Genomic DNA, 24,892 nt, shown 5'->3' with positions numbered 1-24,892 from the left:
CATGAGCACTCCCACGTTCCCCGATTCCCACGATGCCGCTGGTCACGACGACACGCACGTGGTGAAGACCGAATACAAGTTTTCCCACGTCACCACGCAGCGCTACCTGCCCACGCCGGGCAAGGCGCCGGGCTGGCCGTTCGCCGACATCGGCCAATGGAAGATCGATGCCAACGCCTCGGCCGACGACTGGGTCGCCGAGCTGAAGGACTGGCGGCGCGAGCACCTCACGCGCATCGGTTACGACGATGCCAACTACCGCCGGCCGGAACTGCAATGGGCGCAGCGCAACTTCGTGCATGCGCAGGCGATGGTCGAGGACCGCTACCTCTACGATCCCGTCGCCGGCCGCTACACCGTCGACCGCTACCTCGATGATCTGGAAGCGCGCTTCGGCGGCCTGGACAGCGTGCTGCTGTGGTGCGTGTATCCCAACATCGGCGTGGACGATCGCAACCAGTTCGATCTGGCACGCAGCCTGCCGGGCGGGCTGGAGGCGCTGCGCGGTGCGGTCGACGATTTCCACCGACGTGGCGTGCGCGTGTTCCTCACCACCATGCCGTGGGACAACGGTACCCGCGACGAAGGCGCGCCGGACTGGCAGGCCATCGCGCAGATCGTCAAGGCGGTCGGTGCGGACGGCATCAACGGCGACACCTACAACGGCGTGCCGCGCGCGTTCTTCGATGCCTGCGATGCGCTGGGCCATCCGGTGGTGGTGCAGCCGGAATCCACGATCAGCGCCGAAGAACACCTGATCTGGAACGTGCAGAGCTGGGGCAAGAAGGCGCCGAACGAGGTCGTGCCGCCGGTAGCGAAGTTCAAGTGGCTGGAACCGCGCCACATGATCAACTACGAGAACCGCTGGGGCCGCGACCGCAACCACGACCTGCAGTACATCTTCTTCAATGGCGTGGGCTACAACGCGTGGGAGAACGTGTGGGGCTTGTGGAACCAGCTGACCCCGCGCGACGCCGCCTCACTGCGCCGCATCGCCACGATCTACCGCCGCTTCGCACCGTTGCTGGTCAGCCTGGACTGGCGCCCGTACGAGCGCACGCTGCAGGCCGGCATCTTCGCCAGCCGCTTCCCGGGCGAGGGCCGCACGTTGTGGACGCTGGTCAACCGCCACGAGTACGCGATCGCCGGTGAGCAACTCGCCGTGCCGCATGTCGACGGCACGCGCTATGTCGACCTGTGGAACGGCACGGTACTGCAGCCGCGCATCATCGACGGCCACGCGATCCTGGAGACGACCCTGGAAGGCCGTGGCTTCGGCGCGCTGCTGGCGCTGCGGTCGGGCGTGGAGGAAGAAGGCCTGGAGGCGTTCCTCGCGCAGATGGCCACGCATGCCGCCACACCGCTGGCGTCGTTGTCCGCACGATGGACCGCACTGCCGCAGGCCTTGCAGCCGATCGCCGCGACCACGCCACAGGCCACGGCACCGGACGGCATGGTGACGATTCCTGGTGGCGAGTTCCTGTTCGCCGTGCAGGGCATCGAGATCGAAGGGCAGGTGTGGGAAGGCGTGGACGTGCAGTTCCCGTGGGAACCGACCGCGCGCCGCCACCATCGCCAGCGCATGCAGGTCGCGCCGTTCCACATCGATCGCCACCTGGTGACGAATGCGCAGTTCAAGGCCTTCATCGACGCCACCGGCTATGCGCCACGCGATGCGCTGAATTTCCTCCGCGACTGGCGCGATGGCGCACCGCAGGCGGGCTGGGACAACAAGCCGGTCACCTGGGTGTCGCTGGAAGATGCGCGCGCCTACGCCGCATGGGCGGGCAAGCGTCTGCCGCACGGCTGGGAATGGCAATACGCCGCACAGAGCACCGACGGCCGCCTGTATCCGTGGGGCGATGCCTGGCGCGACGATGCCGCGCCGCCGGTGTTCCGCGGTCGCGTGCTGCCGCCACCGGCCGATGTCGGTGCGTTTCCCGCCGGGGCCAGTCCATTCGGCGTGATGGACCTGGTGGGCCATGTCTGGCAGTGGACGGATGAGTTCCACGACGAGCACACGCGCGCGGCCATCGTGCGCGGCGGCAGCGACTACGAGCCGCGCACGTCGCACTGGTATTTCCCCCAGGCCAAACGGCTGGACCAGCACGGCAAGCTGCTGCTGATGGCGCCGGGCAAGGATCGCTCCGGTCGCATCGGTTTCCGTTGCGTGGTGGATGCGGCGTGATGCCAGGCGGGCGCGCACGCGGGTTGTCGCGCGCCTGTCGTTGGGTGGTCGCGCTGGTGCTCGCCTGCGCGCTGGTGGCCTGCTCCGCCGGAGCGCCGAAGACGGTCGTGCTGATCGGCGGCCCGGCCAGCGAAGGTCCGGGTCGGCATGCGTATCCGGCAGGCATCCGCCACCTGCAGCAGATGCTCGAAGAGGAAGCGTCCGGGCGCGTGCGCGTGCAGGCCTATCCCGACGGCTGGCCGACCGATCCCGCCGCGCTCGCGCAAGCGGATACGGTGGTGTTGTACTTCGATGGCCTGGAGAAGCATCCGCTGCGCGATCCTGCGCATCGCGCGGCCTTCGACGCCGCCATGCAGCGCGGCGCTGGCGTCGTCGCGCTGCACCAGGCCTCGACGGTGCCGCAAGGCCATGATTTCGGTCTCGCGCGTTGGCTGGGCGCGGTGCGCGTGGGCATGTTCGATCGCACCACCGAGTGGACGACGCTCGAACCGGCCGCGCACCCCGTCACCGCCGGCATGCGGCCCTTCGCCTACCGCGACGAGTTCTATCCCACCTTCCGCGGCACCGGCGCGCGCACGCCGCTGCTGCAGGCCGTGCTGCATCCGCAGTTCCGCGACGGCGAACCCGTGATCGAGGACATCGCCGAGCGGACCGACGTGGCCTGGGCCCACGAGCGCGCCGACGGTGGGCGCGTCGTCGTCTTCACCGGTGGGCACTACCTCGATGCGCTCGGCCAACCCTCCGTGCGCCATGTGCTGCTCAACGCCATCCTGTGGTCGGCGCATGCCGACGTGCGGGATGCGCCAGCGATCCCTGACGCATCCGCGCCCGCGCCGACCGGCGCACCCGGCCAGGTACGTCGCGCCACCTTCCACGTCGATGCCGCACGCACCGGCTGGCGCCGCGACGAAAACGTCCTGACGCCGGCTACCGTCGGCGCGAAGGATTTCGGCCTGGTATGGGAATCGCCACCGCTCGATGCCGACAACGGCAGCGACGCGCGCCTGTACGCTTCGCCGCTGTATGTCGATCGGCTGGCGATCACGTCGGGTCCGCAGACCGGCGAGCGGCATGACGTCGTCATCGCCGCCAGCAACAACGGTCATGTCTATGCGATCAACGCGGCGCGCCAGGGCGACGTCGCGCCAGGGCGCATCCTCTGGAAGACGCGCCTGGGTGAGCCGTGCCGCCTGCAGCCGGCGCCGCTCGATGGCGTGCCTACCGGCATCCTGAGCACGCCGGTGATCGATGTCGCGCAGGGCCGGTTGTACGTGACCCATTGCGACCCGCAGCACCGGTGGCAGGCCTATGCGCTCGAGCTGGGTAGCGGCCGCGTGCTGCCGGGCTGGCCGGTGATGCTCGACGAAGCCGCCTTCAACCGCCTCAACACCAACGCCGGCCCGTCGCCGGTGCCGCCGAAGCGCAAGTTCGATTTCCGCGTGCAGCGCGGTGCGTTGAACCTCAGTCCCGATGGTTCGCAGCTGTACATCGTGTTCGGCGAATCGGAGACGGGCTGGATCGCTGCGGTGGATACACGTCATCCACGTGTCAGCGGTGCGTTCGCTTCCGTCGCCATGCCGCACCGGGGCAGTGGCGGCATCTGGGGTGCGGGCGGTCCTGCCGTCGATGCCGAGGGCCACGTGTATGTGGTCACCGGCAGCGGCTTCGGCGGTTACCAGCCGTCCGACGGCGACTGGGCGCAGTCGGTGCTGAAGCTGGCCTCGTCGGACGAGAAGGGTTTCGCGTTGCGCGGCACGTATACGCCGTTCAACTACTGGACCACGGCCGAAAGGGACATCGACCTCGGCTCGGGCGGCGTGGCGCTGTTCCCGGATGCAGCGGGCGAGGGTGGCCGCCGGCTGATGACCGTGGGCGGCAAGCAAGGCAACGTCTATCTGCTGGATCGCGATCGCCTGCCCGGTGCGCTCGATCGCCGTGCGCCCTGCAGCACCGATGCCGCAAGCGATCGCTCGCTGCTGGCGCCGTCGCCGCAGCGACCGTTCGGCACGCGCGGGCCGCTCAACGTGTTCGGCCCGTATTCGGAAGACGATGCGGCGCTCGACCTGGCCCGCGCCCGTTCGGTGCCCGCGGTGTACCGCGATGGCTCGGGCGCCGAGTACGTCGTCGTCACCGGCAACACCAAGCAGGCGCCCGGCTCGTCGGTCAGCATCGCGCCGTCGGTGGTGCGCCTGCGCGTCGACCGCACGTCGCCGGACGCGCCGTTCCTGCGCGTCGATCGCGCGCATCCCACGCTGGTGCTCGGCAATCCCGGTTCGCCGGTGGTGACCAGCCGCGGCACCGACGATGCGCTGGTCTGGATCCTCGACGAGAACGCACCGCGCTCGGCCTCGCTGGCCGGTGGCGATGCGCCACGGCCCGTGCTCTATGCCCTGGACGCGCGCTCGCTCGAGATCGTGTGGCGCAGCGCGCCGGGCGAACTGTTCACCAGCGGCAAGTACAACCAGCCCGCGTTCGGCGGCGGGCAGGTGTTCGTCGGCACCGACCGCATCCAGGCCTTCGGCCGTGGCGGCAAGCGGGTCACCGATCGCACGCCGGTCGCCACCGCCACGCAGGAGGTCGCCGTCGATGCGCGGCTGGCCGGCGTGCCGGCGGCAACGTTGTACACGCAGCGCTGCGCTGCCTGCCACGACCATCCGCAAGGCAATATTCCCCCGCGCGCGGTGATCGCCACGCGCCCCCACACCCGCATCGTCGATGCGCTCAGCCGCGGCGTGATGCGCCCGCACGCGGCCGGCTTGAGCGCGCAGCAGATCGACGACCTGGCCAGGTACCTGAAGCAATGACCCCGCACCACATCCAGCTGCACGGCGTCCTCGGCGCAGCCCTCGAGGCCAACCTCCGTGGCCGCCTCTCGCACTTCATCACTGCGCCGGACAGCCCCGCCATCGCGCTGTTCTCGCCCGAGCACCGCGCGCGCAACACCGAGGGCGACTGGTACGGCGAACACGCCGGCAAATGGCTGTCGGCCGCCGCCCGCGCCTATGGCCGCAGCGGCGATGCGACGCTGGGCGCGCACCTGCGTTCGGTCGCCGACTACCTGCTCTCCGTGCAGGAAGCCGACGGCTACCTGGGTACCTACGCGGAAGAACGCCGCTTCCTCCATCCGCAACCGCCGAAGCCGCCCAGCTGGGACGGTGCGCCGGCGCTGCGCACGTGGGATATCTGGGTGCATGCGTACCTGATCCTTGGCCTGGTCGAGACGGCGCGCGCCCTGCAGGATCCGCGCTACACGCAGGCCGCCGCACGTATCGCCGACCTGTGCGCGCAGGCGCTGGCGTCCGGCATCGACATCACCACGCTCGGCAACCACCACGGCATGTCGGCCACGGTGCTGATGGATGCCGCGCTGGAGTTGCATGCCGAAACCGCGGAGCCGCGTTTCCTGGCGCTCGCCCAGCGCGTGCTGGAGCAGGCGAACGCCTATCCGGCATTGCGCCTGCTGCCCGCGCTCGACGCCGGCGCCGATGCGTCCGAGATCGCCACCGGCAAGGCCTACCAGCTGCTCTGGAACCTGGTCGCCCTCGTGAAGCTGTGCCGCGCCACCGGTGACGCCGCCCTGCGCGACACGCTGGAGCGCATCTGGCAGAACATCCGCAAGCACCACCTGACCCTGGGCGGCGGACCGTGGGGCGGCGTCGCCCATCGCTCGCGCGAAGTGTTCAACGCACGCGGCAGCTTCAGCCCGAATGCCTACGTGGAAACCTGCTCGCTGCTGTCGTGGATCCAGTTCAACCGCGAGCTGCTGCAGCTCACCGGCGAAGCGCGCTTCGCCGAAGAGATCGAGCGCACCGCGTACAACGACCTGCTCGGCGCGCAGGCGCCGGATGGCGAGGACTGGTGCTACTACTCGTTCCCGAACGGGCGGCGCGTGCACACCACCTACTGGCGGTGCTGCAAGTCCAGCGGCGCGATGGCGGTGGAGGAACTGCCGTCGCTGGCGTACGCCGTGGACGGCGACACCGTCCGCGTGCAGCTCTACGGGCCCGGCGAAGCGCGCCTGGCGCACCCACAAGCCGGGACGGTGGTGCTGCGCCAGCACACCGGGTATCCGTTCGACGGCGACGTGTCGCTGGACGTGCATCCCCAGCGCGACGCGACGTTCGACCTGCAGCTGCGCATTCCATCCTGGGCCGAGGGCGCTACGGTCTCGGTCAATGGCGAGCCCGTGGAGGCCGCGGTCGTCCCCGGTGCTTTCCTCGTCCTGCGCCGCCTGTGGCGTTCCGACGACCACGTGCAACTGGCCTTCCCGCTGCGGCCGACCCTGCACCGGCAGGTGCTGCGCAACGTGCAGGAATCGCGCGCGCCGGACGGCTCGGCGGTCCACCAGCAGGTGCTGGACCTGCATTACGTCGGGCTCACGCGCGGCCCGCTGGCCTACGCCACCGACCTGATCGACGGCTTCAAGACCGAAGAGACCGTCCGTCTGCCCGACGGCCCGCAGGACGACTGGTTGCAGGTGCTGCCGGTGACCGACGGCGAGGAGGGCGCGGCCATTTCGCTGCAGCCCGCCAGCCGGCCGCCGCTGCTGTTCTGGCCGTACTACCGAGCCGGTGGGCGTCATGACGGCGCCTGGCGCCTGACCTGGCTGGCGCTGCCGTCGCCATGACCGTCCGCGCGCTCGCAAGAATTTGTGGCAGCAGAAGCTACGGCCGCTGGCTGTATCGCGCCCGCGCCGTGGCACAGACTGGCCATCGCCGTTGCGGCGGCGGCTGAAGGAGCCCTCTTCCATGGACAATCCGTCTCCCTTCCGTTCGCGGCTGCGCACGGGTCCCGTCGGCCCGCTGAGCGGGGTGAAGGTACTCGACCTCAGCGCCTACATCGCCGGCCCGTACGGCTGCACGCTGCTGGCCGACCAGGGCGCCGACGTGATCAAGGTCGAGCCGCCCGATGGCGACAACCTGCGCCAGTACCCGTCCACGCTGGAGCGCGAGAGCCGCGCTTTCCTCGGCGTGAACCGCAGCAAGCAGGGCATCGCCCTCGATCTCAAGCAGCCGGCCGACCACGCCGCGCTGCTGCGCCTGGTGCGCGAGGCCGACGTGCTGGTGCACAACTTCCGTCCCACCGTGCCGAAGCGGCTGGGCATCGATTTCGACAGCCTGACGGTGATCAACCCGCGGCTGATCTACTGCGCGGTGACCGGCTACGGCGAAACCGGGCCGATGAAGGACAAGGCCGGCTACGACCAGGTGCTGCAGACGATGACCGGCATGTGCACGCTGCAGGGCAAGCGCGGCGGTGCGCCGGAGATCATCTACGGCTCGGTGGTGGACTACTACGCGGCGGCGCTGCTCGCCGCCGGCGTGTCGTCGGCGCTGTACGAACGCGAACGCAGCGGGCGCGGGCAGTTCGTCGGCGTGTCGCTGTTGCGCAGCGCGCTGACCATGCAGTCCGCGCGCATGATCTGGGCCGAAGGTGAAGCGCTCGACATCGGCCGCGACATGCGCTCCGGCGGCGTCACCGGCATCCATCCGGCGCGCGAGGGCTATCTCTATCTCTCCGCCAATACGCCGCGCTTCTGGAAGGCGCTGTGTCGGCTGACCGGCCTCGACGCCTTGGCCGACGATCCGCGCTACGACAGCGTGCGCAAGCGCGCCGCGCAGGCTGCCGAGATCGTGCCGCAACTGCACGACGCGCTGCAGGCGCGCACCGCGACGGAGTGGGAAGCGCACTTCGGCGACGAGGTGCCGTGCGCGGCGGCGCGACGCGTCGAAGACATGTTCGAACATCCGCAGGTGCTGGCCGAAGACATGGTGGCCGAGATCGCGCATCCCGTCGTCGGCAGCTACCGCGGCGTCACCCGGCCCATCGCGTTCGGGCGGACGCCGGGTCCGGCACCGTTCGCCGCGCCGGTGTTCGACCAGGATGCGGAGCACGTGCTCGGCACGTCGTCGCCGCAGGCACGCAACGCGGGCTAAGGCAGGGCGCGCGGCTTTACGCCGAATTTACGGCGGTGCGCGGGAAGCGCATGGCGGCTTTACGCGGGGCAGGACCAGACTTTCGCGGTCGGCGGAACGTCTTCCGCCTGGATCGCACCGATGTCTTCCTCCTCGTTCCTTCCGCGCCGGCCGATGCCGGCGCGCCTCGTCGTTTCCTCCATCGCCGCCGGCCTGCTGCTGACGACGGCGTTCACCACGCACGCCGCTACCTTCAACGGTTCCGGCGCGCTCACCACCGATTACGTCTGGCGCGGTACCACCCAGACCCAGGGCGACCCGGCCGTGCAGGCCGGCTTCAAGGCCACGGCCGACAACGGCGTGTACGGCGCGGTGTGGGGCTCGAACGTCGAGTTTGCGCCGGACACCCACGCCAGCAGTGAAATCGATGTCACCGTCGGCTGGGGTGGAGCGCTGTCGGACGACTGGGCGCTCGACCTCAACCTGACCCACTACCGCTATCCGTCCACCACCGTCGAGCTCGACTGGACGGAAGCGATCGGCACGCTGACGTGGAAGCAGAACTACTGGGCGCAGCTGGGGTATTCCACCGAAGCGCTCGCCACCGATGACGCGGGCGCCTATGCCCAACTCGGTGCGAAGTTTCCGCTGAACGACCAACTCCGCGTGGAAGCCGCGGCCGGTTACTACGGGCTGGACGACGTCTACGACGATAGCTACGCGCATGCACAGCTCGGCGCGGTGTGGGCATTCAAGGCGCCGTTCGAACTGCGGGTGACCGCGCACGCCACCGACAGGAGCGCGAAGAGGCTGTTCCCCGGCCTGGCCGGTTCGCGCGTGGAAGCAGCGCTGCAGGCCGCGTTCTGAGCATCGCCATGGCCACCGACTTCCTTCATCTGCTGCTGGCCCTGGCGGGCGTGCTCGCCGGTGCCGGTCTCCTGTTCCTGCTGATCACGCGGCGCGCACGCGCCCCGATGGACGACTTCCATGACTGAATTCCTCCTTGTGTTCGCGCTGGCCATCGCGCTGGGCTGGCCGCTGGGCCGCTACCTCGCCGCGGTGATGCGCGGTGCGCCGATGCGCGGCGACGCGCTGTTCGGATGGATCGAACGACCGCTGTACCGTCTGCTCGGCGTCGATCCGGCGCAGGGCATGGACTGGAAGGCGTATGCGAAAGCCTTCCTGCTGAGCAACCTGATCCTCGGCGTGCTGACCTGGGGCGTGTTCATGACCCAGGCGTGGTTGCCGCTCAATCCCAACGACGCGCCGAACATGCGCTGGGACCTGGCGCTGCACACGATGGTGTCGTTCCTCACCAACACCAACCAGCAGCACTACTCGGGCCAGGCGCAGCTGTCGCACCTGGCGCAGATGACCGGCATCGTCGGCCTGCAGGTGGTCACGCCGATGATGGGCCTGGCCCTGGTCGTGGCCACGCTGCGCGGCTTCTTCGGTGGCCGCGGCGACAAGGCCACCACGCCCGCCGCCGGTGACGCCGATGTCGGCAACTACTGGGCCGACGTGCTCCGTCCCACCGTGCGCGTGATGCTGCCGCTGTGCCTGGCGTGGTCGCTGCTGCTGACCTGGCAGGGCGTGCCGTCCACGCTGCAGGGCGGTCTGGTGGCCACGCCGATCGACACGACGGCGCAGATGGCCGAACAGAAGATTGCGGTCGGCCCGGTCGCCGCGATGGTCGCGGCCAAGCAGCTCGGCAGCAACGGCGGCGGCTGGTACGGCCCGAACAGTGCCGTGCCGCTGGAGAATCCCACGCCGTTCGCGAACTTCATGGAAACGCTGGCGATCCTGCTGATCCCGGTCGGCGTGGCCTTCATGGTCAGCGCATTCACCGGGCGCAGGAAGTTCACCGCGCTCGTCGTCGGCACGATGATGACGATGTGGCTGGCGACGTCCGCGCTGGCGATCTGGTTCGAGCGCCATGCCGCGCCCGTGCAGGACATCGCATTGATGGAGGGCAAGGAAGTGCGCATCGGCGCCGACGCCTCGGCGCTGTGGGCGGCCACCACCACCGCGGTCAACAACGGCTCGGTCAACGCGATGCTGGACTCCGCCGCGCCGCTCACCGGCCTGGTGGCGATGGGCAACATGCTGGTCAACGCGGTCTGGGGCGGCGTCGGCTGCGGCCTGCAGCAGTTCCTCGTCTACCTGCTGCTCAGCGTGTTCCTCGCCGGCCTGATGACCGGCCGCACGCCGGAACTGTTCGGGCGCAAGATCGAAGCGCATGAAGTGAAACTGCTCGCCGCGCTGGTGCTGCTGCAGCCGCTGGCATTGCTGGCGTTCACCGCCATCACGCTGGCGGTGCCCTCGATCACCGGCAACTCGAATCCCGGTTTCCACGGCATCAGCCAGGTGTTCTACGAGTACACCTCGGCCTTCGCCAACAACGGCTCCGGTTTCGAGGGCCTGGGCGATGCGACCTATTGGTGGAACCTCAGCACGACGCTGATGTTGCTGCTCGGCCGCTACCCCGCGCTGATCATTCCGCTGGCCATCGCCGCGTCGCTCGCCCGCAAGCGCGCCGCGCCGGAAAGCCCCGGCACCCTCCAGGTGGAAACCCCGACCTTCGCGCTCACCCTGATCGCCGTGGTCGTCATCCTGACCCTGCTGCAGTTCATGCCCGTGCTGGTCCTCGGCCCGATCGCCGACCACCTGGCCTTGAGCGCGCTCTGAGAACACCGACATGACTTCTTCCTCCTTACGCTCCTCCGGCCGTGCGCCGGTCCTGCTCGACCGCGCCGGCGTCCACGCCGCGGTGATCGCGTCGTTCGCCAAGCTCGCCCCGCAGCACGCCTTCAGGAATCCGGTCATGGCCGTGGTCTGGCTGGGCACGTGGCTGACCGCCGGGCTGACGCTTGCCGGCACCACCGCGCCCGGCATCGGCTGGGCGGTGACCGCGCTGCTGTTCGTCACCGTGCTGTTCGCCAACTTCGCCGAAGCCGTCGCCGAGGCGCGCGGCCGCGGCCAGGCGGCATCGCTGCGGCGCGCCCGCAAGGATCTCGTTGCGCGCTGCGTGGATACGCCGCTCGGCGGCACCGAACGCCGCCTGCCTGCGGCGGACCTGAGGCCCGGCGACTACGTCATCGTGTCGGCCGGCGAACAGATCCCGGCCGACGGCGAGATCGTCAAAGGCCTGGCCACGATCAACGAATCCGCCGTCACCGGCGAATCCGCCCCGGTGCTGCGCGAAGCCGGCACCGACCGCAGCGGCGTGATCGGCGGCACGAAAGTGCTCTCCGACGAGATCGTGGTGAAGATCACCGCCGAGCCCGGCCACAGCTTCCTCGACCGCATGATCGCGCTGGTGGAAGGCGCCAACCGGCAGAAGACGCCGAACGAGATCGCGCTCGGCCTGCTGCTGGTGACGATGACGTTGACCTTCCTGATCGTCGTGGTCACGCTGCCCTTCATCGCGGGTTTCGTCGGTGCGAAGCTCGATCCGCTGTTGCTGGTCGCACTGCTGGTCTGCCTGATTCCCACCACCATCGGCGGCCTGCTGCCGGCCATCGGCATCGCCGGCATGAACCGCGCGCTCGCCGCCAACGTGCTGGCCAAGTCGGGCAAGGCGGTGGAGGTGGCCGGCGACATCGACGTGCTGCTGCTCGACAAGACCGGCACCATCACCCATGGCGATCGCCAGGCCACGCTGTTCCATCCGCTGGCCGGCATCGACCGCGAGCGGCTGCGCGATGCGGCGATGCTCGCCTCGCTCGCCGATCCCACGCCCGAAGGAAAGTCGATCGTGAAGCTGGCGCGCGAGCAGGGCGCCACCCTGGCCGATCCGGAGCGTGCGCAGTTCATCGCCTTCTCCGCGCAGACCCGCATGTCCGGCGTGGACCTGCCGGACGATGGCCGCGGCCACGCGCGCGTCATCCGCAAGGGCGCGGCCGACGCGATCCTCAAGCACGTGCAGGCGCACGACGGCACCGCGCCCGCCGAACTCAACGCACGGGTGGAACAGGTCGCCCGCAACGGCGCCACGCCGCTGGTCGTCAGCGACGGCAACCACGTGCTCGGCGTGGTCGAACTCTCCGACGTGGTCAAACACGGCATCAAGCAAAAGTTCGCCCACATGCGGGCGATGGGCATCCGCACGGTGATGATCACCGGCGACAACCCGTTGACCGCTGCCGCCATCGCCGCCGAAGCCGGCGTGGACGACTACATCGCCGAGGCACGCCCCGAAGACAAGCTGGCGCGCATCCGCCAGGAACAAGCCGGTGGCCGCTTGGTTGCGATGGTCGGCGACGGCACCAACGACGCACCGGCGCTGGCGCAGGCCGACGTGGGCCTGGCGATGAACTCCGGCACGCAGGCGGCGAAGGAGGCGGGCAACATGGTCGATCTGGATTCCGACCCGGCCAAGTTGCTGGAGGTCGTCGAAGTCGGCAAGCAGCAGCTGATCACGCGCGGCGCGCTGACCACGTTCTCGCTGGCCAACGACGTATCGAAGTACTTCGCGATCCTGCCGGCGCTGTTCGCGTCCGCCATCCCCTCGATGGCCGCGCTCGACGTGATGCGGCTGTCCAGCCCGACCAACGCGGTGATCGCAGCGCTGATCTTCAACGCCATCATCATCCCGCTGCTGATCCCGCTGGCCTTGCGCGGCGTGCGCTTTCGTCCATCCGGCGCCACCGCGCTGCTGCGCCGGAACATGCTGGTCTACGGCGTGGGCGGCGTGCTGCTGCCGTTCGCCGCCATCAAGCTCATCGATCTGTTGCTGGCCGCCGTTACCGGCGCCTGAGGAATTGCCATGACCACCGCTTCCGCCCCCCAGGGCGCACTCCGTCCGTCGCTGATGCTCGCCGCCGTCTCGCTGCTCGGCTTCGGCCTGCTGTACTCGCTTGCCGGCACCGGCCTGGGCCGCGTGCTGTTTCCCGACCAGGCCACCGGCAGCCTGATCGAACACGACGGACAGGTGATCGGCTCGTCGCTGGTCGCCCAGCCGTTCACCGACGACCGCTATTTCCAGTCGCGCCCATCGGCGGCGAACTACGACACGATGGCGCTGGCCGGCAGCAACCAGGCGCGCACCAACCCCGACCTGCGCGCCCGTATCGCCGAGGCACGTACCGCCGTCGCTGCGCGCGAGCAGGTGGCGCCGTCCGAGGTCCCGGGCGACCTGGTCACCCAGTCCGGTGGCGGCATCGACCCGCACCTGTCGCCGGCCGCCATCCGGATCCAGATCGCCCGCGTGGCTCGCACGCGCGGGCTGCCGGTCGGCGAGGTGGAACGCCTGGTCGCCGCGCATGTCGAGGGAAAGCAGTTCGGCCTGTTCGGCGCGCCGCGCGTCAACGTGCTGGAACTGAACCTCGCGCTGGATGCGCAGGCACGTTGAGGCAGGTGTCAGGACTTGCTTGATGAAGCAGTTTTCCCTGCCATCGAACCCGAAAGGTGCGCTACCCGAGCACGTGGCCTCGTGCTTGAGCTTCGGAAGTGGCAGGGCGGCCTCGTCATCGAGGAGATCTGCTTCGACGCCGCCCTTCGCGAGGTCGGCGCCCGCTCGACGTGACACGACAACAGGCAGAATAGTGCGATGACCGATCCCCGCGACCGTCAGGCCGACGCCCTGATCGACCACCTGCAGCGCGAGCGGGGTGGGCGGCTGACCATCTTCCTGGGCGCGGCGCCCGGGGTAGGCAAGACCTACACGATGTTGTCGCGCGCCAGGGAGCTGCGCCGGCAAGGGCGCGATGTGGTGGTGGGCATCGTCGAGACGCACGGGCGCGGCGAGACCGCGGCGCTCACCGAAGGGCTGGAGATCCTGCCGCGCAGGCGCGTGGACTACCAGGGACGCTGGCTGGAGGAGATGGACCTGGACGCGCTGCTGGCGCGTCGTCCGCAGATCGCGCTGGTGGACGAACTGGCGCATCGCAACGCCCCGGGCAGCCGCCACGAGCGGCGCTGGCAGGACGTGATCGAGCTGCTGGATGCCGGCATCGACGTCCACACGACCATCAACATCCAGCACCTGGAGAGCCTCAACGACGTGGTGCACCGGATCACCGGTGTGCGCGTCAGCGAGACCGTGCCCGACCTCGTGTTCGATCGCCTGCGCGACATCGTGCTGGTGGACCTGCCGCCGCGCGAACTGATCGAACGCCTGCACCAGGGCAAGGTCTACGTGCCGGAACAGGCGTCGCAGGCGCTGCAGGCGTTCTTCTCGCCGTCCAACCTGATCGCGCTGCGCGAACTCGCCATGCAGACCGCCGCCGACCGCGTGGACGCCGATCTGCGTGACGACCAGGCCGCGCGTGGCCTGCCCGGGCTGCCGCTTCGCCGTCGCGTGCTGGTGGCGATCGACGGGCTGGGATCATCGGAGTACCTGGTGCGCGCTGCACGCCGCATCGCCGAGCGCCGCGATGCCCCGTGGAGCGTGGTGACCGTGCAGACCGACACCACGGACGACGCCAGGCAGCGCGAGATCGACGAGGCGTTCGCGCTGGCACGGCGGCTGGGGGCGGACACGGAAGTGCTGCGGGGTGCGCGCATCGCCGATGCGCTGCTCGACCATGCCGCGCAGAACGGCGCGTCGACGCTGGTGCTCGGCCGCACGCGCGAGCGGCCGGTGGCGCGCATGTTCAATCGCACGCTGACCCAGCAACTCCTGCAGCGCGGCGCGCATTACGAGCTGGTCATCATCAGCACGCCGGAAGCCCGCGCCCGGGCACGTCGCGGCGGCACGCGCGTGTCGGACCTGCTGGGCCGGCACGACCTGGCCTTCGCTGCCGTCGCGTCGGTGCTGGCGGTCGGCGTCGCCGCGCTCGCCGAGCGTTGGGTGGGGCTGGACGACCTGTCGATGGTGTTCATCGTCGCGGTGGTGCTGGTGGCGGCGCGCACGCGCATGACGGCCGCGGTCGTCGCCGCACTGTTGAGTTTCCTGGCCTACAACTTCTTCTTCATCGAACCACGTTTCACCCTCAACATCGGCGCGCGCCAGGGCGTGACCACGGTGGTGCTGTTCCTGGTAGCGGCGCTGGTCGCCGGCCGGCTCGCGTCGCGCCTGCGCATGCAGGTGGTGGCGCTGCGCGCGGCCAATGCGCAGGCCACGGCGCTGCAGGCGCTGGGGCGCGACCTGGCGGGGGCCGCCGACCTGGGACAGGTGTTGGCCGCGGGCCGCAAGGCGTTGTCGCGCGCGTTGCCCGGCGAGGCGTGGCTGCGCGTGCAGGGGCAGGCGGTGCCGGCGCACGCGGTGCTGTCCGACATCGACCGCGCGGCGGCGGACTGGGCGCAGCAGCATGGGCAGCCCACCGGCCGCCACACCGACACGCTGGCGGGCGCGGCGCACTGGTTCCTGCCGCTGCGCGGCGACCGCGACACCCTGGGCGTGCTCGGCCTGCGCTTCGACGATGCGACGCGCCTGGTGCCCGAGCAGCGTCGCCTCGCCGAGGCGATGGCCGACGACATCGCGCAGGCGGTGGTGCGCACGCGGCTGGTCGCCGAACTGGAAGACGCGCGCGTCAGTGGGGAAACCGAACGCTTGCGCTCGGCGCTGCTGTCGTCGGTGTCGCACGACCTGCGCTCGCCGCTGGCGTCGATGATCGGCTCGGCCAGCAGCCTGGCCAGCTACGGCCAGCAGATGGGCGAAGAGGACCGGCGCAGCCTGCTCGAGACCATCCAGCAGGAAGGCGAGCGGCTGGACCGCTACATCCAGAACCTGCTCGACATGACCCGCCTCGGCCATCGCGGGCTGACGCTCAACCGCGACTGGATCGGCGTGGACGAGCTGCTGGGCTCTGCGGTCACGCGCCTGCAGCGCTACCAGCCGGGCGTGCGCGTGCAGACCACGGTCGCCGCCGACGTGCCGCCGGTGTGGGTGCACCCGGCGCTGATCGAGCAGGCGGTGTTCAACGTGCTGGAGAACGCCGCGAAGTTTTCGCCGGCGGACGAGCCGGTGCAGATCGATGCGAAGCTCGTCGACGGCGCATTGCGCATCGACGTGCGCGACCGGGGCCCCGGCATTCCGGAAGACGAGCGCGCGCGCATCTTCGACATGTTCTACAGCGTGGAGCGCGGCGACCGCGGCCGCCACGGCACCGGCCTGGGACTGGCGATCTGCCAGGGCATGGTGGGCGCGCACGGCGGCAGCGTGCAGGCGCTGCCGGGACCGGATGGCCGCGGCACGGTGATCCGGATTACCCTGCCGCTGCTGTCGCCCACGCCCCAGGAACCGGCTTGACCTACACCGCGCCACCGCCCGCGTCCGCACCGCCGGCCCGCATCCTGGTGATCGACGACGAGCCGCAGATCCGCCGTTTCCTCGACATCAGCCTGCGCGCGCAGGGCTATGTGGTGGCGCTGGCGGAGAGCGGGCGCGCCGGGTTGGCGGACTTGGCCGCGCATGGTGCCGACCTGGTCGTGCTCGACATCGGTCTGCCCGATCTCGACGGCCATGGCGTGCTGCGCGAGTTGCGCCAATGGTCGCAGGTGCCGGTCATCATGCTGACCGTGCGCGATGGCGAGGCGGAGAAAGTCGCCGCGCTCGATGGCGGCGCGAACGACTACGTCACCAAGCCGTTCGGCGTGCAGGAACTGATGGCGCGCATCCGCGGCCTGCTGCGCGCGCGTATCGCCCCGGCCGACGCCGCGATGCCGGTGTTCGACGACGGCCACCTGCACGTGGACCTCGGTCGCCGCGAAGTGACGCTGGACGGCGAACCGGTGGTGCTGAGCCGCAAGGAATTCGCCCTGCTCGCCCTGCTGCTGCAGCACGCCGGCCGCGTGGTCACCCAACCGCAACTGCTGCGCGAACTCTGGGGCCCCACCCACCAGGACGACACGCATTACCTGCGCATCCTCGTGGGCAAATTGCGGCAGAAGCTGGGCGATGACGCGACGGCGCCGCGGTATATCGCCACGGAGCCGGGCGTAGGGTTGAGGTTTATCGTGCGGGAGTGAGGCGAGAGGCCCCACGCTACAATGGCGGCATGACGTCCCCCCCGATTCCCCATGACGCCCTGCGCCTGTCCGTCGCTCCGATGATGGATTGGACGGACACGCATTGCCGCGTGTTTCACCGGCTTTTGGCGCCGAACGCGCGCCTGTACACCGAGATGGTGCACGCGCAGGCGGTGATCCATGGCGACCGCGATCGCCTGCTGGGGTTCGAGGCGGGTGAGCATCCCGTGGCGGTGCAGCTGGGGGGCAGCGAGCCGGCGCACCTGGCGCAGGCCGCGCGCGTCGCGCAGGAATGGGGCTACGACGAGGTAAACCTCAACGTCGGCTGCCCGTCCGACCGCGTGCAGGCGGGGCGCTTCGGTGCCTGCCTGATGAAGGAACCCGCACTGGTGGCCGAGTGCGTGGTGGCGATGATCGAGGCCGTGAGCATTCCGGTGACGGTGAAGTGCCGTCTCGGCGTGGACGAGCAGGAGGACTACGACCTCTTCCTCGCCTTCATCGATACGGTGGCGGCGACCGGTTGCGACACGTTCTTCGTGCATGCGCGCAAGGCGTGGCTGCAAGGGCTGTCGCCCAAGGAAAATCGCGAGATCCCCCCGCTGCGTTACGACTGGGCCTACCGGCTCAAGCGCGAGCGGCCGGCGCTGACGGTGGCGATCAACGGCGGCATCACCACGACGGCACAGGTGCACGAACACCTGCAGCACAGCGATGGCGTGATGATCGGGCGTGCCGCATACCACGAACCCTATGTGCTGCATGAAATGCAGGCGGCCTTGTTCGGTGGCGACATCGCGCCGCGCGCGGACCTGCTGCGCGCATGGCGCCCGTATGTCGAAGCGCAGCTGGCGAAGGGCGTGGCGCTGAAGCACCTGACCCGCCATGTGCTGGGGCTGTTCCATGCGCAGCAGGGTGGACGCGCGTTCCGGCAGATCCTCAGCGAAGGTGCGCACAAGCCCGGCGCGGACTGGTCGCTGGTGGAGCAGGCGCTGGCGACGACCGTGCGCGAACTGCGGCCGGCGGCCTGAGCGATGATCACGCGCGACATCGACGCCTTCATCGCCTTTGCGCGCACGTTGCAGCCGGACTTTGGGCCGGCGACGGCGCGTGCGGCGTTCCTCGTGTCGCCGGATGGCTTCGTGCGCGCGGACCAATCCGCGCAGGACAACCGCTACATGGCCGACGCCGGCGCGTTCGATGCCGAGGCGGCGTTGCGCGAGCACCATGCGCTGCATCGCGCGTTGTCGCAGGACGTGCCGGTGATCTGCTTCCCGGGCGACGAGGCGACGCCCGACGCCGTATTCCCGAACAACGTGTTCGCGACCGCGCGCGTCGATGGCCGGCCGCGCCTGATCGTCGGGCGCATGCGGCATCCGGTGCGACAGCGGGAAGCGGCGCGGGCCGACATCCGCGGCTATTTCAACGCGATGGGCTACGCCGAGACCGATCTGTCTGCCCAGCCCAGCCCCGGTGAACTGACCGGCGCGCTGGTCATCGACCGCGCGCGCGGCATCGGCTTCTGCGGCCTGTCCGAGCGCTGTGATGAGGCCGGTGCGGCGCAGATGCACGAGGCGTTCGGATTGCGCGCCACCCTAATGTTCGACCTGGCGGCGGGCGAGTACCACACCAACGTGCTGCTGGCGGTGCTGGCCGGCCGGGCGGCCCTGGTCTGCCCGCATGCGTTGCAAGGCGACATATCAGCCGCCTTGTTCGCTTTGTACGGGCCGCACGTCGTGACGCTGTCGCCGGCCGAGCAGGCCGCCTTCGCCGGCAATGCGATCGCGCTGACCGACCGGTCGGTCTGGATGAGCCGCCGGGCACACGATGGTCTGACGGCTGACGCCCGCCGCCAGTTGGAAGAGGTGGCGGGCTTTGCCATCCGGAGCGTGCCCCTGGAGGCCATCGAGGCGGGAGGGGGCTCGCTAAGGTGTTGTGTGGCCGAGATTTTCTGACCATTCAGCTGACTGAATGGGGCCCCTCGGGCTGTGGATAAATTCAGAACGGATTCACCGCCGCCGGCCAAAACTCTGCCTCCCATCCACAGAGGCGGTTTCGGGTTTCGTTCAGTTTCGCGGCCCCGTATCCGTTACGATTCCGTTATGCGATTTCGTTCATCCACGCTTGCCGCCTTTGCCATGACCGGGCTCATCGCCCTGGCGGGCACCTCCGTGGTGCTGGCGCAGGACGATCAGGGCCGTGGCAACGCGCCGCCGTCGCGCGAGCGCGGCGCCCAGCGGGCCGAGGATCGCGGCCATCGCAGCTCGATGTCGGACTCCGTGCGCCGCGTGCGCAACGAGACCGGCGGGCAGGTGTTGAGCGTGGAGCGCATGCAGTACGACGGTCGCGAGATCAATCGGGTGAAGTACGTCGACGACCGTGGCCGCGTGCGCACGATGGACGACGCGGGTCCTTCGCGTCGCGGTGCCGATGCGCCATCGCGACCGCGCGATGGTAGCCAGCCTGCACGCGGCGATAACCCCCCGCGCCCGTAGTCTTACGTAGAATCACGGCTCAACACGAGCACGTCCCGCGCGGCCCACGCCGCGCCGCATTCCCAAGGAGAGTCCATGCGTATCCTGCTGGTCGAAGACGAAGCCCCCCTGCGTGAAACCCTTGCCGCGCGCCTGAAGCGCGAAGGCTTCGCGGTGGACGCGGCCCAGGACGGCGAGGAAGGCCTGTACATGGGTCGCGAAGTGCCGTTCGACGTGGGCATCATCGACCTGGGCCTGCCGAAGATGTCGGGCATGGAGCTGATTAAGGCGCTGCGCGACGAGGGCAAGAAATTCCCCGTGCTGATCCTGACCGCGCGCAGCAGCTGGCAGGACAAGGTTGAGGGCCTGAAGCAGGGCGCCGACGACTATTTGGTCAAGCCGTTCCACGTTGAGGAACTGCTGGCGCGCGTCAACGCGCTGCTGCGTCGCGCCGCGGGCTGGAGCAAGCCGACGCTCGAGTGCGGCCCGGTCGCACTGGATCTCGCTGCGCAGACGGTAAGCGTCAACGGCAGCAACGTCGACCTGACCAGTTACGAATACAAGGTGCTCGAGTACCTGATGATGCATGCCGGCGAGCTGGTCTCGAAGGCCGACCTGACCGAGCACATCTACCAACAGGATTTCGATCGCGACTCCAACGTGCTCGAAGTCTTCATCGGCCGCCTGCGCAAGAAGCTGGACCCGGAAGGCGAACTGAAGCCGATCGAGACTGTGCGCGGCCGCGGCTACCGCTTCGCCATCCCGCGCACCGGCGAGGCCTGATGCGCCGCGCTGGCATCGCCTGTACTTGAATGCCCGCGCCACCTTCCGGCGGTACGCCGCCCGCGCCCGTCGGCCGTGACCGGTTCGACGGCTGGCGCCCGCGCTCGTTGCGCGCGCGCCAACTGCTGGCCGCCAGTCTCGCGCTGCTCGCCTTCCTGGCGCTCGCCGGTTGGGCCTTGGATCGCGCATTCGTCGATACCGCTCAGGACAACCTGCGCCAGCGCCTGAAGAGCTACGCGCTGTATTACACCGACAAGGTGGAGTTCGGCCGGAACGGCACGCTGATCCCGCCTTACAACACGCCCGACCCGCGCTTCGACATGCCCGACAGCGGCATGTACGCGCAGGTGGTGCTGCAAGGCACTGCGCCGTGGGGCTCCAACTCCACGCTGGGCCCCGAGCTTCCGACGCCTCAGCTATTGGGTGCGCTGGACGAGTCTTTCGAAGGCCCATTGCCGATCCGGCGCGCCGACGGCACCGAAAGCGAGGCCTACCGTTATGGCGTGGGCTACGCATGGCCGGCTACCCACCAGCACGGCGAAATCCCTTACAGCATCTACATCCTTGAAGACGCGCAGGCGCTGAGTGCGCAGATCCGTGTTTTCCGCGGCTCGCTGTGGGTCTACCTGGGTGGCGCAGGCGTGATCCTGCTGCTGCTGCAGATGCTGGTGCTGCGCTGGAGCCTGCGTCCGCTGCGGCGCGTGATCTTCGAACTGAGCCGCGTGCAACGCGGCGAGGCTTCGGGCATGACCGAAAGCCATCCGCGCGAGCTGGAGCCGTTGACCGACAGCATCAACGCCTTCATCGAAAGCGAACGCGAGAACCTCGAGCGCCAGCGCAATACGCTGGCCGACCTGGCGCACAGCCTGAAGACGCCGATCGCCGTGCTGCGCACGCAGATGGACAACAACGCCGATCCCGCTGCGTTGCGCGATGAGCTCGACGTGCAGCTCAAGCGCATGAACAACCTGGTGTCGTACCAGCTGGCGCGGGCGGCATCGAGCGGCCACAAGCTGTTCTCCGCACCGGTGCCACTCGAGCCGCATGCGGAAGAAATCGTGCGCGGCCTGGAGAAGGTCTACGCCGGCAAGGGCGTGATCTGCGAATTCGAGATCGATCCGCGCGCGCGCTTCCATGGCGAGACCGGCGACCTGCAGGAGCTGATGGGCAACCTGTTGGAGAACGCGTTCAAGTGGGCGCGCTCACGCGTGCTGCTCACGGTGAAGGTGGGCGCGACCGCACCGCAGCGCCGGCCGGGCCTTTTCCTCGCGGTCGACGATGACGGTCCCGGCATCGCAGAAGACGATGTGGCCAAGGTGCTGCAACGGGGCGTGCGCGGCGACGAACGCGTGCAGGGCCACGGCATCGGTTTGTCGATCGTGCAGGACTTGATCCGCGACTACCGCGGCGAACTTCACGTGTCGCGCTCGGAAGAACTGGGCGGTGCGCGCTTCGAAGTGCGGCTGCCGCCTGGCCTGTAGCGCTAGCGCCGGGCGAACGGCGACGGACCGTAAAAGCGGTGTAGGTGCTCGGCCACCTTCGGCAGCGATGCCGCCAGCACGTCCGGTGCCGAGAAGTGGTACTCGGTCGTGACGGCAAAGAACTCTTCCGGCGCTTCCGCTGCGTAGGGGTCCAGCGCGGTCTCGCGCCCCAGATCCACCTGCATGCAGAAATCGTCGTACGCACGCTGGAAGTCGCGTGCCCAGCGCGCGTGCCACTCGCGGGGGAGCGGCGGTGTCCCATCGAGTTCGCCGTCCAGCACATCCAGCTTGTGCGCCATTTCGTGCACGGCCACGCAAAAGCCTGCATCGGGTTCGGCCAAGTCGGCCTGCACGTCGGCCCAGGAGAGGATCAGGGGGCCCTGGTCCCAGGCTTCGCCGGACAGGTCGTCTTCCCATTCGTGCAGCACGCCGGCGGCATCGGTGTGCGTGCGCTGCACACGAAAAGCATCGGGGTAGACGATCAGCTGCGACCAGCCACGCAGGCCGGTTTCACCGAACTCCAGCAACGGCAGGCTGCACAGCGCGGCGAGTTGCACGCGCTGCGCATCGTCCAGCTTCAGGCCGGCCAGCGGCGTGATGGTTTTCTCGTGCAGGAAGCGCGCGGTCAACGCGCGCAGGCGGTCCGCGCGTGCATCATCCAGCGCGGCGGTCCAAGCGGTATCCGTCCGGACCGCGTGCCACAAGACGTCTTCGATGAAGGGGGCGGGGCGCCGCAAGCGGCGCAACAGTCCAATCACGGGTCGGTGCAGTCCGCGTCAGCGGAACATGCCCGGCAGGAAGCTGTGCCACTTGGAGCCGCGGCTACGCGGCAGGGGGGTCTCGTCGTCATCGCCGCCACCGCGCGAGGCGGGGGGTGTCAACGCAGTCGGTGCGGCGTACTTGCTGCGCACGGCGGTCGCGCGCGCGCGGCGTGCATCCGTGGCCGTCGGCACGGCATCGCCCGGACGGTCTGCGACCGCGCGGTCGGCGACATCCTGGCAGACCGTGGCGTTGCCATTGGAGATCGCGCGCCCGTTCTGGGCGAACACGGCCGCCGAGGCACCGAGGAGCAGCAGGGCAAGGCTGGCGCGAAGCATCGGTAGACTCCTGTCGGTCGGTTACGGCGGCCAGATGACGTCGCCGACTATAGCCGGAAAGACCCCTTCCCGGCACGGGCCGGGGGCGCCGTGCGACGAAACGCCGATACACGGCGACGGAATGAGGGAACCCGGCGACTGGCTGCTGCGACGCAGCAGGTAAGCGGCGCCGGTTGCGGCAGACTGGCGCCCCATGCCTGCCCCGCCGGACCGCCCACTCACCGCACCCGCCCTGCGCCTGGCGCTGATCGCAGGGGCCCGGCGCGTCATCGCCGCCCGCGACGGCCTGAACCGGATCAACGTGTTCCCGGTGGCGGACGGCGATACCGGCAACAACCTTGCCTCCACCCTGGGAAGCGTCCTGCACGGGGCGCTGTCCCGGCCCAGCCAGCATGCCGGCGACCTGCTGAGCCGGGTCGGCAACGACGCCATCGACGGCGCGCGCGGCAACTCGGGCGCGATCCTCGCGCAGTTCCTGTACGGCGTCGCCGAGCGCGTCCGGACCCTTCCGGAACTCGATGCCCGATCCCTCGCCGCCGCCGTCCGCCAGGGGGCGCAGAGCGCGCGCCAGGCGCTGGCGCAGCCGGTGGAGGGCACCATCCTCAGCGTGATCACCGCGTTCGCCGACGAACTGGATGCCGCCGCCGGCGACCGCGATGCACCGGCCGACGCGCGCAGCGGCTTCGCCCGCGCGCTGGACCGCGCGCGTCGCGCGCTGGCCGACACGCCGCGGCAGATGGCGCTGTTGCAACGCGCTGGTGTGGTGGATGCCGGCGCGCAGGGCTTCGTCGACTTGCTGGAAGGCATCGCCGAATTCGTCGAGGGCGGACCGCGCGCGGTCCGCATGCGCGGCAGCGCGCCGCCGGCCGCGAACGACGCCCCGGATCCGATCGGCCATGACCATGACATCGATCCGGCGCGCCGCTGGTGCACTGAATGCCTGCTGTTGGGTCAGGGACTGGACCGGGACCGCCTCCGTACGGCGTTGGAGGCGGCGGGCGCGGACTCCATCGTAATCGCGGGTGGCGCGTCGCGGTTGCGCGTGCACGCCCATACGGGATCACCGCAGGCGTTGTTCGATGCCTGCGCGGAGCAAGGGCAGGTCGAAGGCATGAAGGCGGACGACATGGTGCGCCAGCAAGCCGCCGCCTCACTGACGCAATCGCTGGTGATCGTCACCGATAGCGCGGCCGACCTACCCGAGGACATCGGCGAGCGTTTCGCCATCGGTGTGGTGCCGGCACGCGTGGATCTGGATGGCCGCGACTATCTGGACAAGGTGGGACTGTCTACGGCCGAGTTCTACCGGCGCATGGCGGCTTCACGGCAATTGCCGCGCACGAGCCAGCCGCCGCCGGGGGATTTCCGTCGGCAGTTCGAACTCTCGCTCGCACATCATGCGCGCGTGCTGTATGTCGGCCTGTCGCGCGCACTGTCCGGCACGCTGCAATCGGGCGAGCATGCGGCGGCACGCGACCCCGGAGCACGCGTGCGCGTGTTCGACACCATCAATGCGGCATGTGGGCAGGCGCTACTCGTCTGGCGCGCAGCGGAACTCGCCGCACGAGGCCAGGAGGAGAGCAACGTGGTGGCGGAACTCGAACGCCTCCGCCCGCTCACCTGGATGTGGGCGATCGCGCCAGACATCTCGCACGCAGTGCGTGGCGGACGCATTCCTCGCTGGGCCGCACCGATCGCCCGACTGACCGCGTTGACGCCGATGGCGAAGATGAGCGTGGACGGTCGTATGACCGTGGCGGGGCTGCTGCTTACGCGTGCCCGGGCGCCCGAAGCGTTCGCGCGCCGCGTTGCGCGTGCACTCCCGCCGGGCCAACGCTGGCGCCTGATCGTGGGCCACTGCGACGCGCGACCGGAAGCCGACCGCCTGCTGCTGGCGCTGCGCGCACGCTTGGATATCTCGGAAGACCGCTTGGTGGACACCGGTGCGGCCATCGGTGCGCACGCCGGGCAGGGCGCGTTGATCGTCGCGGTGCAGCCAGCGCAGGCCGACTGAGACGCGCCGGCCGTGGCCCATAATGGGGCG

Annotated in this window: 18 protein-coding genes; 16 read left to right on the top strand and 2 right to left on the bottom strand. The window is 69.5% G+C overall.

What is annotated here, in order from left to right:
• Window position 1 precedes the first annotated feature (1 nt).
• The 15 genes from BM365_RS07880 (at window position 2) to BM365_RS07810 (ending at window position 21,751) form a co-directional block, all read left to right on the top strand.
• The gene (locus BM365_RS07880; RefSeq protein ID WP_093488085.1) at window positions 2-2,188 is read left to right on the top strand and encodes an SUMF1/EgtB/PvdO family nonheme iron enzyme; all 2,187 of its coding nucleotides are present in this window, start codon (window positions 2-4) and stop codon (window positions 2,186-2,188) included.
• Window positions 2,188-4,992: a ThuA domain-containing protein gene (locus tag BM365_RS07875; protein ID WP_093488084.1), complete on the top strand. Its 2,805-nt coding sequence runs from the start codon at window positions 2,188-2,190 to the stop codon at window positions 4,990-4,992. Before BM365_RS07880 ends, BM365_RS07875 begins: the two co-directional genes overlap by 1 nt.
• Entirely contained in the window at window positions 4,989-6,815 is a 1,827-nt protein-coding gene (locus tag BM365_RS07870; protein ID WP_233210922.1) for a glycoside hydrolase family 127 protein, read from the top strand. Before BM365_RS07875 ends, BM365_RS07870 begins: the two co-directional genes overlap by 4 nt.
• 121 nt (window positions 6,816-6,936) lie before the next feature.
• Window positions 6,937-8,124: a CaiB/BaiF CoA transferase family protein gene (locus BM365_RS07865; RefSeq protein ID WP_093488083.1), complete on the top strand. Its 1,188-nt coding sequence runs from the start codon at window positions 6,937-6,939 to the stop codon at window positions 8,122-8,124.
• A gap of 120 nt (window positions 8,125-8,244) precedes the next feature.
• On the top strand, window positions 8,245-8,970 hold the full coding sequence (locus tag BM365_RS07860) for a TorF family putative porin (protein ID WP_233210923.1): 726 nt from the start codon (window positions 8,245-8,247) through the stop codon (window positions 8,968-8,970).
• A gap of 120 nt (window positions 8,971-9,090) precedes the next feature.
• Entirely contained in the window at window positions 9,091-10,791 is a 1,701-nt protein-coding gene (gene kdpA, locus BM365_RS07855; RefSeq protein WP_093488081.1) for a potassium-transporting ATPase subunit KdpA, read from the top strand.
• Window positions 10,792-10,801: 10 nt separating this feature from the next.
• The gene (gene kdpB, locus BM365_RS07850; protein WP_093488080.1) at window positions 10,802-12,862 is read left to right on the top strand and encodes a potassium-transporting ATPase subunit KdpB; all 2,061 of its coding nucleotides are present in this window, start codon (window positions 10,802-10,804) and stop codon (window positions 12,860-12,862) included.
• Between the two features lie 9 nt (window positions 12,863-12,871).
• Complete coding sequence (gene kdpC, locus BM365_RS07845; protein WP_093488079.1) at window positions 12,872-13,456, top strand: potassium-transporting ATPase subunit KdpC; 585 nt, start codon at window positions 12,872-12,874, stop codon at window positions 13,454-13,456.
• 198 nt (window positions 13,457-13,654) lie between these two features.
• The gene (locus tag BM365_RS07840) at window positions 13,655-16,297 is read left to right on the top strand and encodes a sensor histidine kinase (protein ID WP_093488078.1); all 2,643 of its coding nucleotides are present in this window, start codon (window positions 13,655-13,657) and stop codon (window positions 16,295-16,297) included.
• On the top strand, window positions 16,294-17,016 hold the full coding sequence (locus BM365_RS07835) for a response regulator (RefSeq protein WP_093488077.1): 723 nt from the start codon (window positions 16,294-16,296) through the stop codon (window positions 17,014-17,016). Before BM365_RS07840 ends, BM365_RS07835 begins: the two co-directional genes overlap by 4 nt.
• A gap of 29 nt (window positions 17,017-17,045) precedes the next feature.
• Entirely contained in the window at window positions 17,046-18,044 is a 999-nt protein-coding gene (gene dusA / locus BM365_RS07830; protein WP_093488076.1) for a tRNA dihydrouridine(20/20a) synthase DusA, read from the top strand.
• Between the two features lie 3 nt (window positions 18,045-18,047).
• On the top strand, window positions 18,048-18,968 hold the full coding sequence (locus BM365_RS07825; protein WP_093488075.1) for an arginine deiminase-related protein: 921 nt from the start codon (window positions 18,048-18,050) through the stop codon (window positions 18,966-18,968).
• 183 nt (window positions 18,969-19,151) lie between these two features.
• Entirely contained in the window at window positions 19,152-19,508 is a 357-nt protein-coding gene (locus BM365_RS07820; RefSeq protein ID WP_093488074.1) for a hypothetical protein, read from the top strand.
• A 75-nt stretch (window positions 19,509-19,583) separates the two neighbouring features.
• The gene (locus tag BM365_RS07815; protein WP_056879339.1) at window positions 19,584-20,270 is read left to right on the top strand and encodes a response regulator transcription factor; all 687 of its coding nucleotides are present in this window, start codon (window positions 19,584-19,586) and stop codon (window positions 20,268-20,270) included.
• A 29-nt stretch (window positions 20,271-20,299) separates the two neighbouring features.
• Window positions 20,300-21,751, top strand: a complete 1,452-nt coding sequence (locus tag BM365_RS07810) for an ATP-binding protein (RefSeq protein WP_093488073.1) — start codon at window positions 20,300-20,302, stop codon at window positions 21,749-21,751.
• Between the two features lie 2 nt (window positions 21,752-21,753).
• On the opposite strand, the gene BM365_RS07805 is transcribed toward BM365_RS07810, so the two are convergent.
• A complete protein-coding gene (locus BM365_RS07805; RefSeq protein WP_254772663.1) occupies window positions 21,754-22,455 on the bottom strand; it encodes a M90 family metallopeptidase in 702 nt (233 codons plus the stop codon).
• A 72-nt stretch (window positions 22,456-22,527) separates the two neighbouring features.
• Window positions 22,528-22,848: a hypothetical protein gene (locus BM365_RS07800; RefSeq protein WP_093488072.1), complete on the bottom strand. Its 321-nt coding sequence runs from the start codon at window positions 22,846-22,848 to the stop codon at window positions 22,528-22,530.
• Window positions 22,849-23,041: 193 nt separating this feature from the next.
• Here BM365_RS07800 and BM365_RS07795 point away from each other — a divergent pair, with 193 nt between their 5' ends.
• Window positions 23,042-24,862, top strand: a complete 1,821-nt coding sequence (locus tag BM365_RS07795; protein WP_093488071.1) for a DegV family protein — start codon at window positions 23,042-23,044, stop codon at window positions 24,860-24,862.
• The last annotated feature ends 30 nt before the right edge of the window (window positions 24,863-24,892 follow it).

The sequence above is a fragment of the Pseudoxanthomonas sp. YR558 genome, assembly GCF_900116385.1.
In the GTDB taxonomy this organism is placed as follows: domain Bacteria; phylum Pseudomonadota; class Gammaproteobacteria; order Xanthomonadales; family Xanthomonadaceae; genus Pseudoxanthomonas_A.
The sequence above is the reverse complement of the archived record's forward strand: the minus strand, read 5'-3'. Positions and strand labels throughout refer to the sequence as shown.

Excerpts from the sequence above, each read along its gene's own strand:
- BM365_RS07870 (WP_233210922.1), top strand. The coding sequence starts at position 4,989 with ATGACCCCGCACCACATCCAGCTGCACGGCGTCCTCGGCGCAGCCCTC.
- BM365_RS07795 (WP_093488071.1), top strand. The coding sequence starts at position 23,042 with ATGCCTGCCCCGCCGGACCGCCCACTCACCGCACCCGCCCTGCGCCTG.
- BM365_RS07840 (WP_093488078.1), top strand. The coding sequence starts at position 13,655 with ATGACCGATCCCCGCGACCGTCAGGCCGACGCCCTGATCGACCACCTG.
- BM365_RS07875 (WP_093488084.1), top strand. The coding sequence starts at position 2,188 with ATGCCAGGCGGGCGCGCACGCGGGTTGTCGCGCGCCTGTCGTTGGGTG.
- kdpA (WP_093488081.1), top strand. The coding sequence starts at position 9,091 with ATGACTGAATTCCTCCTTGTGTTCGCGCTGGCCATCGCGCTGGGCTGG.
- BM365_RS07800 (WP_093488072.1), bottom strand. The coding sequence starts at position 22,848 with ATGCTTCGCGCCAGCCTTGCCCTGCTGCTCCTCGGTGCCTCGGCGGCC.
- BM365_RS07810 (WP_093488073.1), top strand. The coding sequence starts at position 20,300 with ATGCCCGCGCCACCTTCCGGCGGTACGCCGCCCGCGCCCGTCGGCCGT.
- dusA (WP_093488076.1), top strand. The coding sequence starts at position 17,046 with ATGACGTCCCCCCCGATTCCCCATGACGCCCTGCGCCTGTCCGTCGCT.
- BM365_RS07815 (WP_056879339.1), top strand. The coding sequence starts at position 19,584 with ATGCGTATCCTGCTGGTCGAAGACGAAGCCCCCCTGCGTGAAACCCTT.
- BM365_RS07860 (WP_233210923.1), top strand. The coding sequence starts at position 8,245 with ATGTCTTCCTCCTCGTTCCTTCCGCGCCGGCCGATGCCGGCGCGCCTC.
- BM365_RS07820 (WP_093488074.1), top strand. The coding sequence starts at position 19,152 with ATGACCGGGCTCATCGCCCTGGCGGGCACCTCCGTGGTGCTGGCGCAG.
- BM365_RS07865 (WP_093488083.1), top strand. The coding sequence starts at position 6,937 with ATGGACAATCCGTCTCCCTTCCGTTCGCGGCTGCGCACGGGTCCCGTC.
- kdpB (WP_093488080.1), top strand. The coding sequence starts at position 10,802 with ATGACTTCTTCCTCCTTACGCTCCTCCGGCCGTGCGCCGGTCCTGCTC.
- BM365_RS07880 (WP_093488085.1), top strand. The coding sequence starts at position 2 with ATGAGCACTCCCACGTTCCCCGATTCCCACGATGCCGCTGGTCACGAC.
- BM365_RS07825 (WP_093488075.1), top strand. The coding sequence starts at position 18,048 with ATGATCACGCGCGACATCGACGCCTTCATCGCCTTTGCGCGCACGTTG.
- kdpC (WP_093488079.1), top strand. The coding sequence starts at position 12,872 with ATGACCACCGCTTCCGCCCCCCAGGGCGCACTCCGTCCGTCGCTGATG.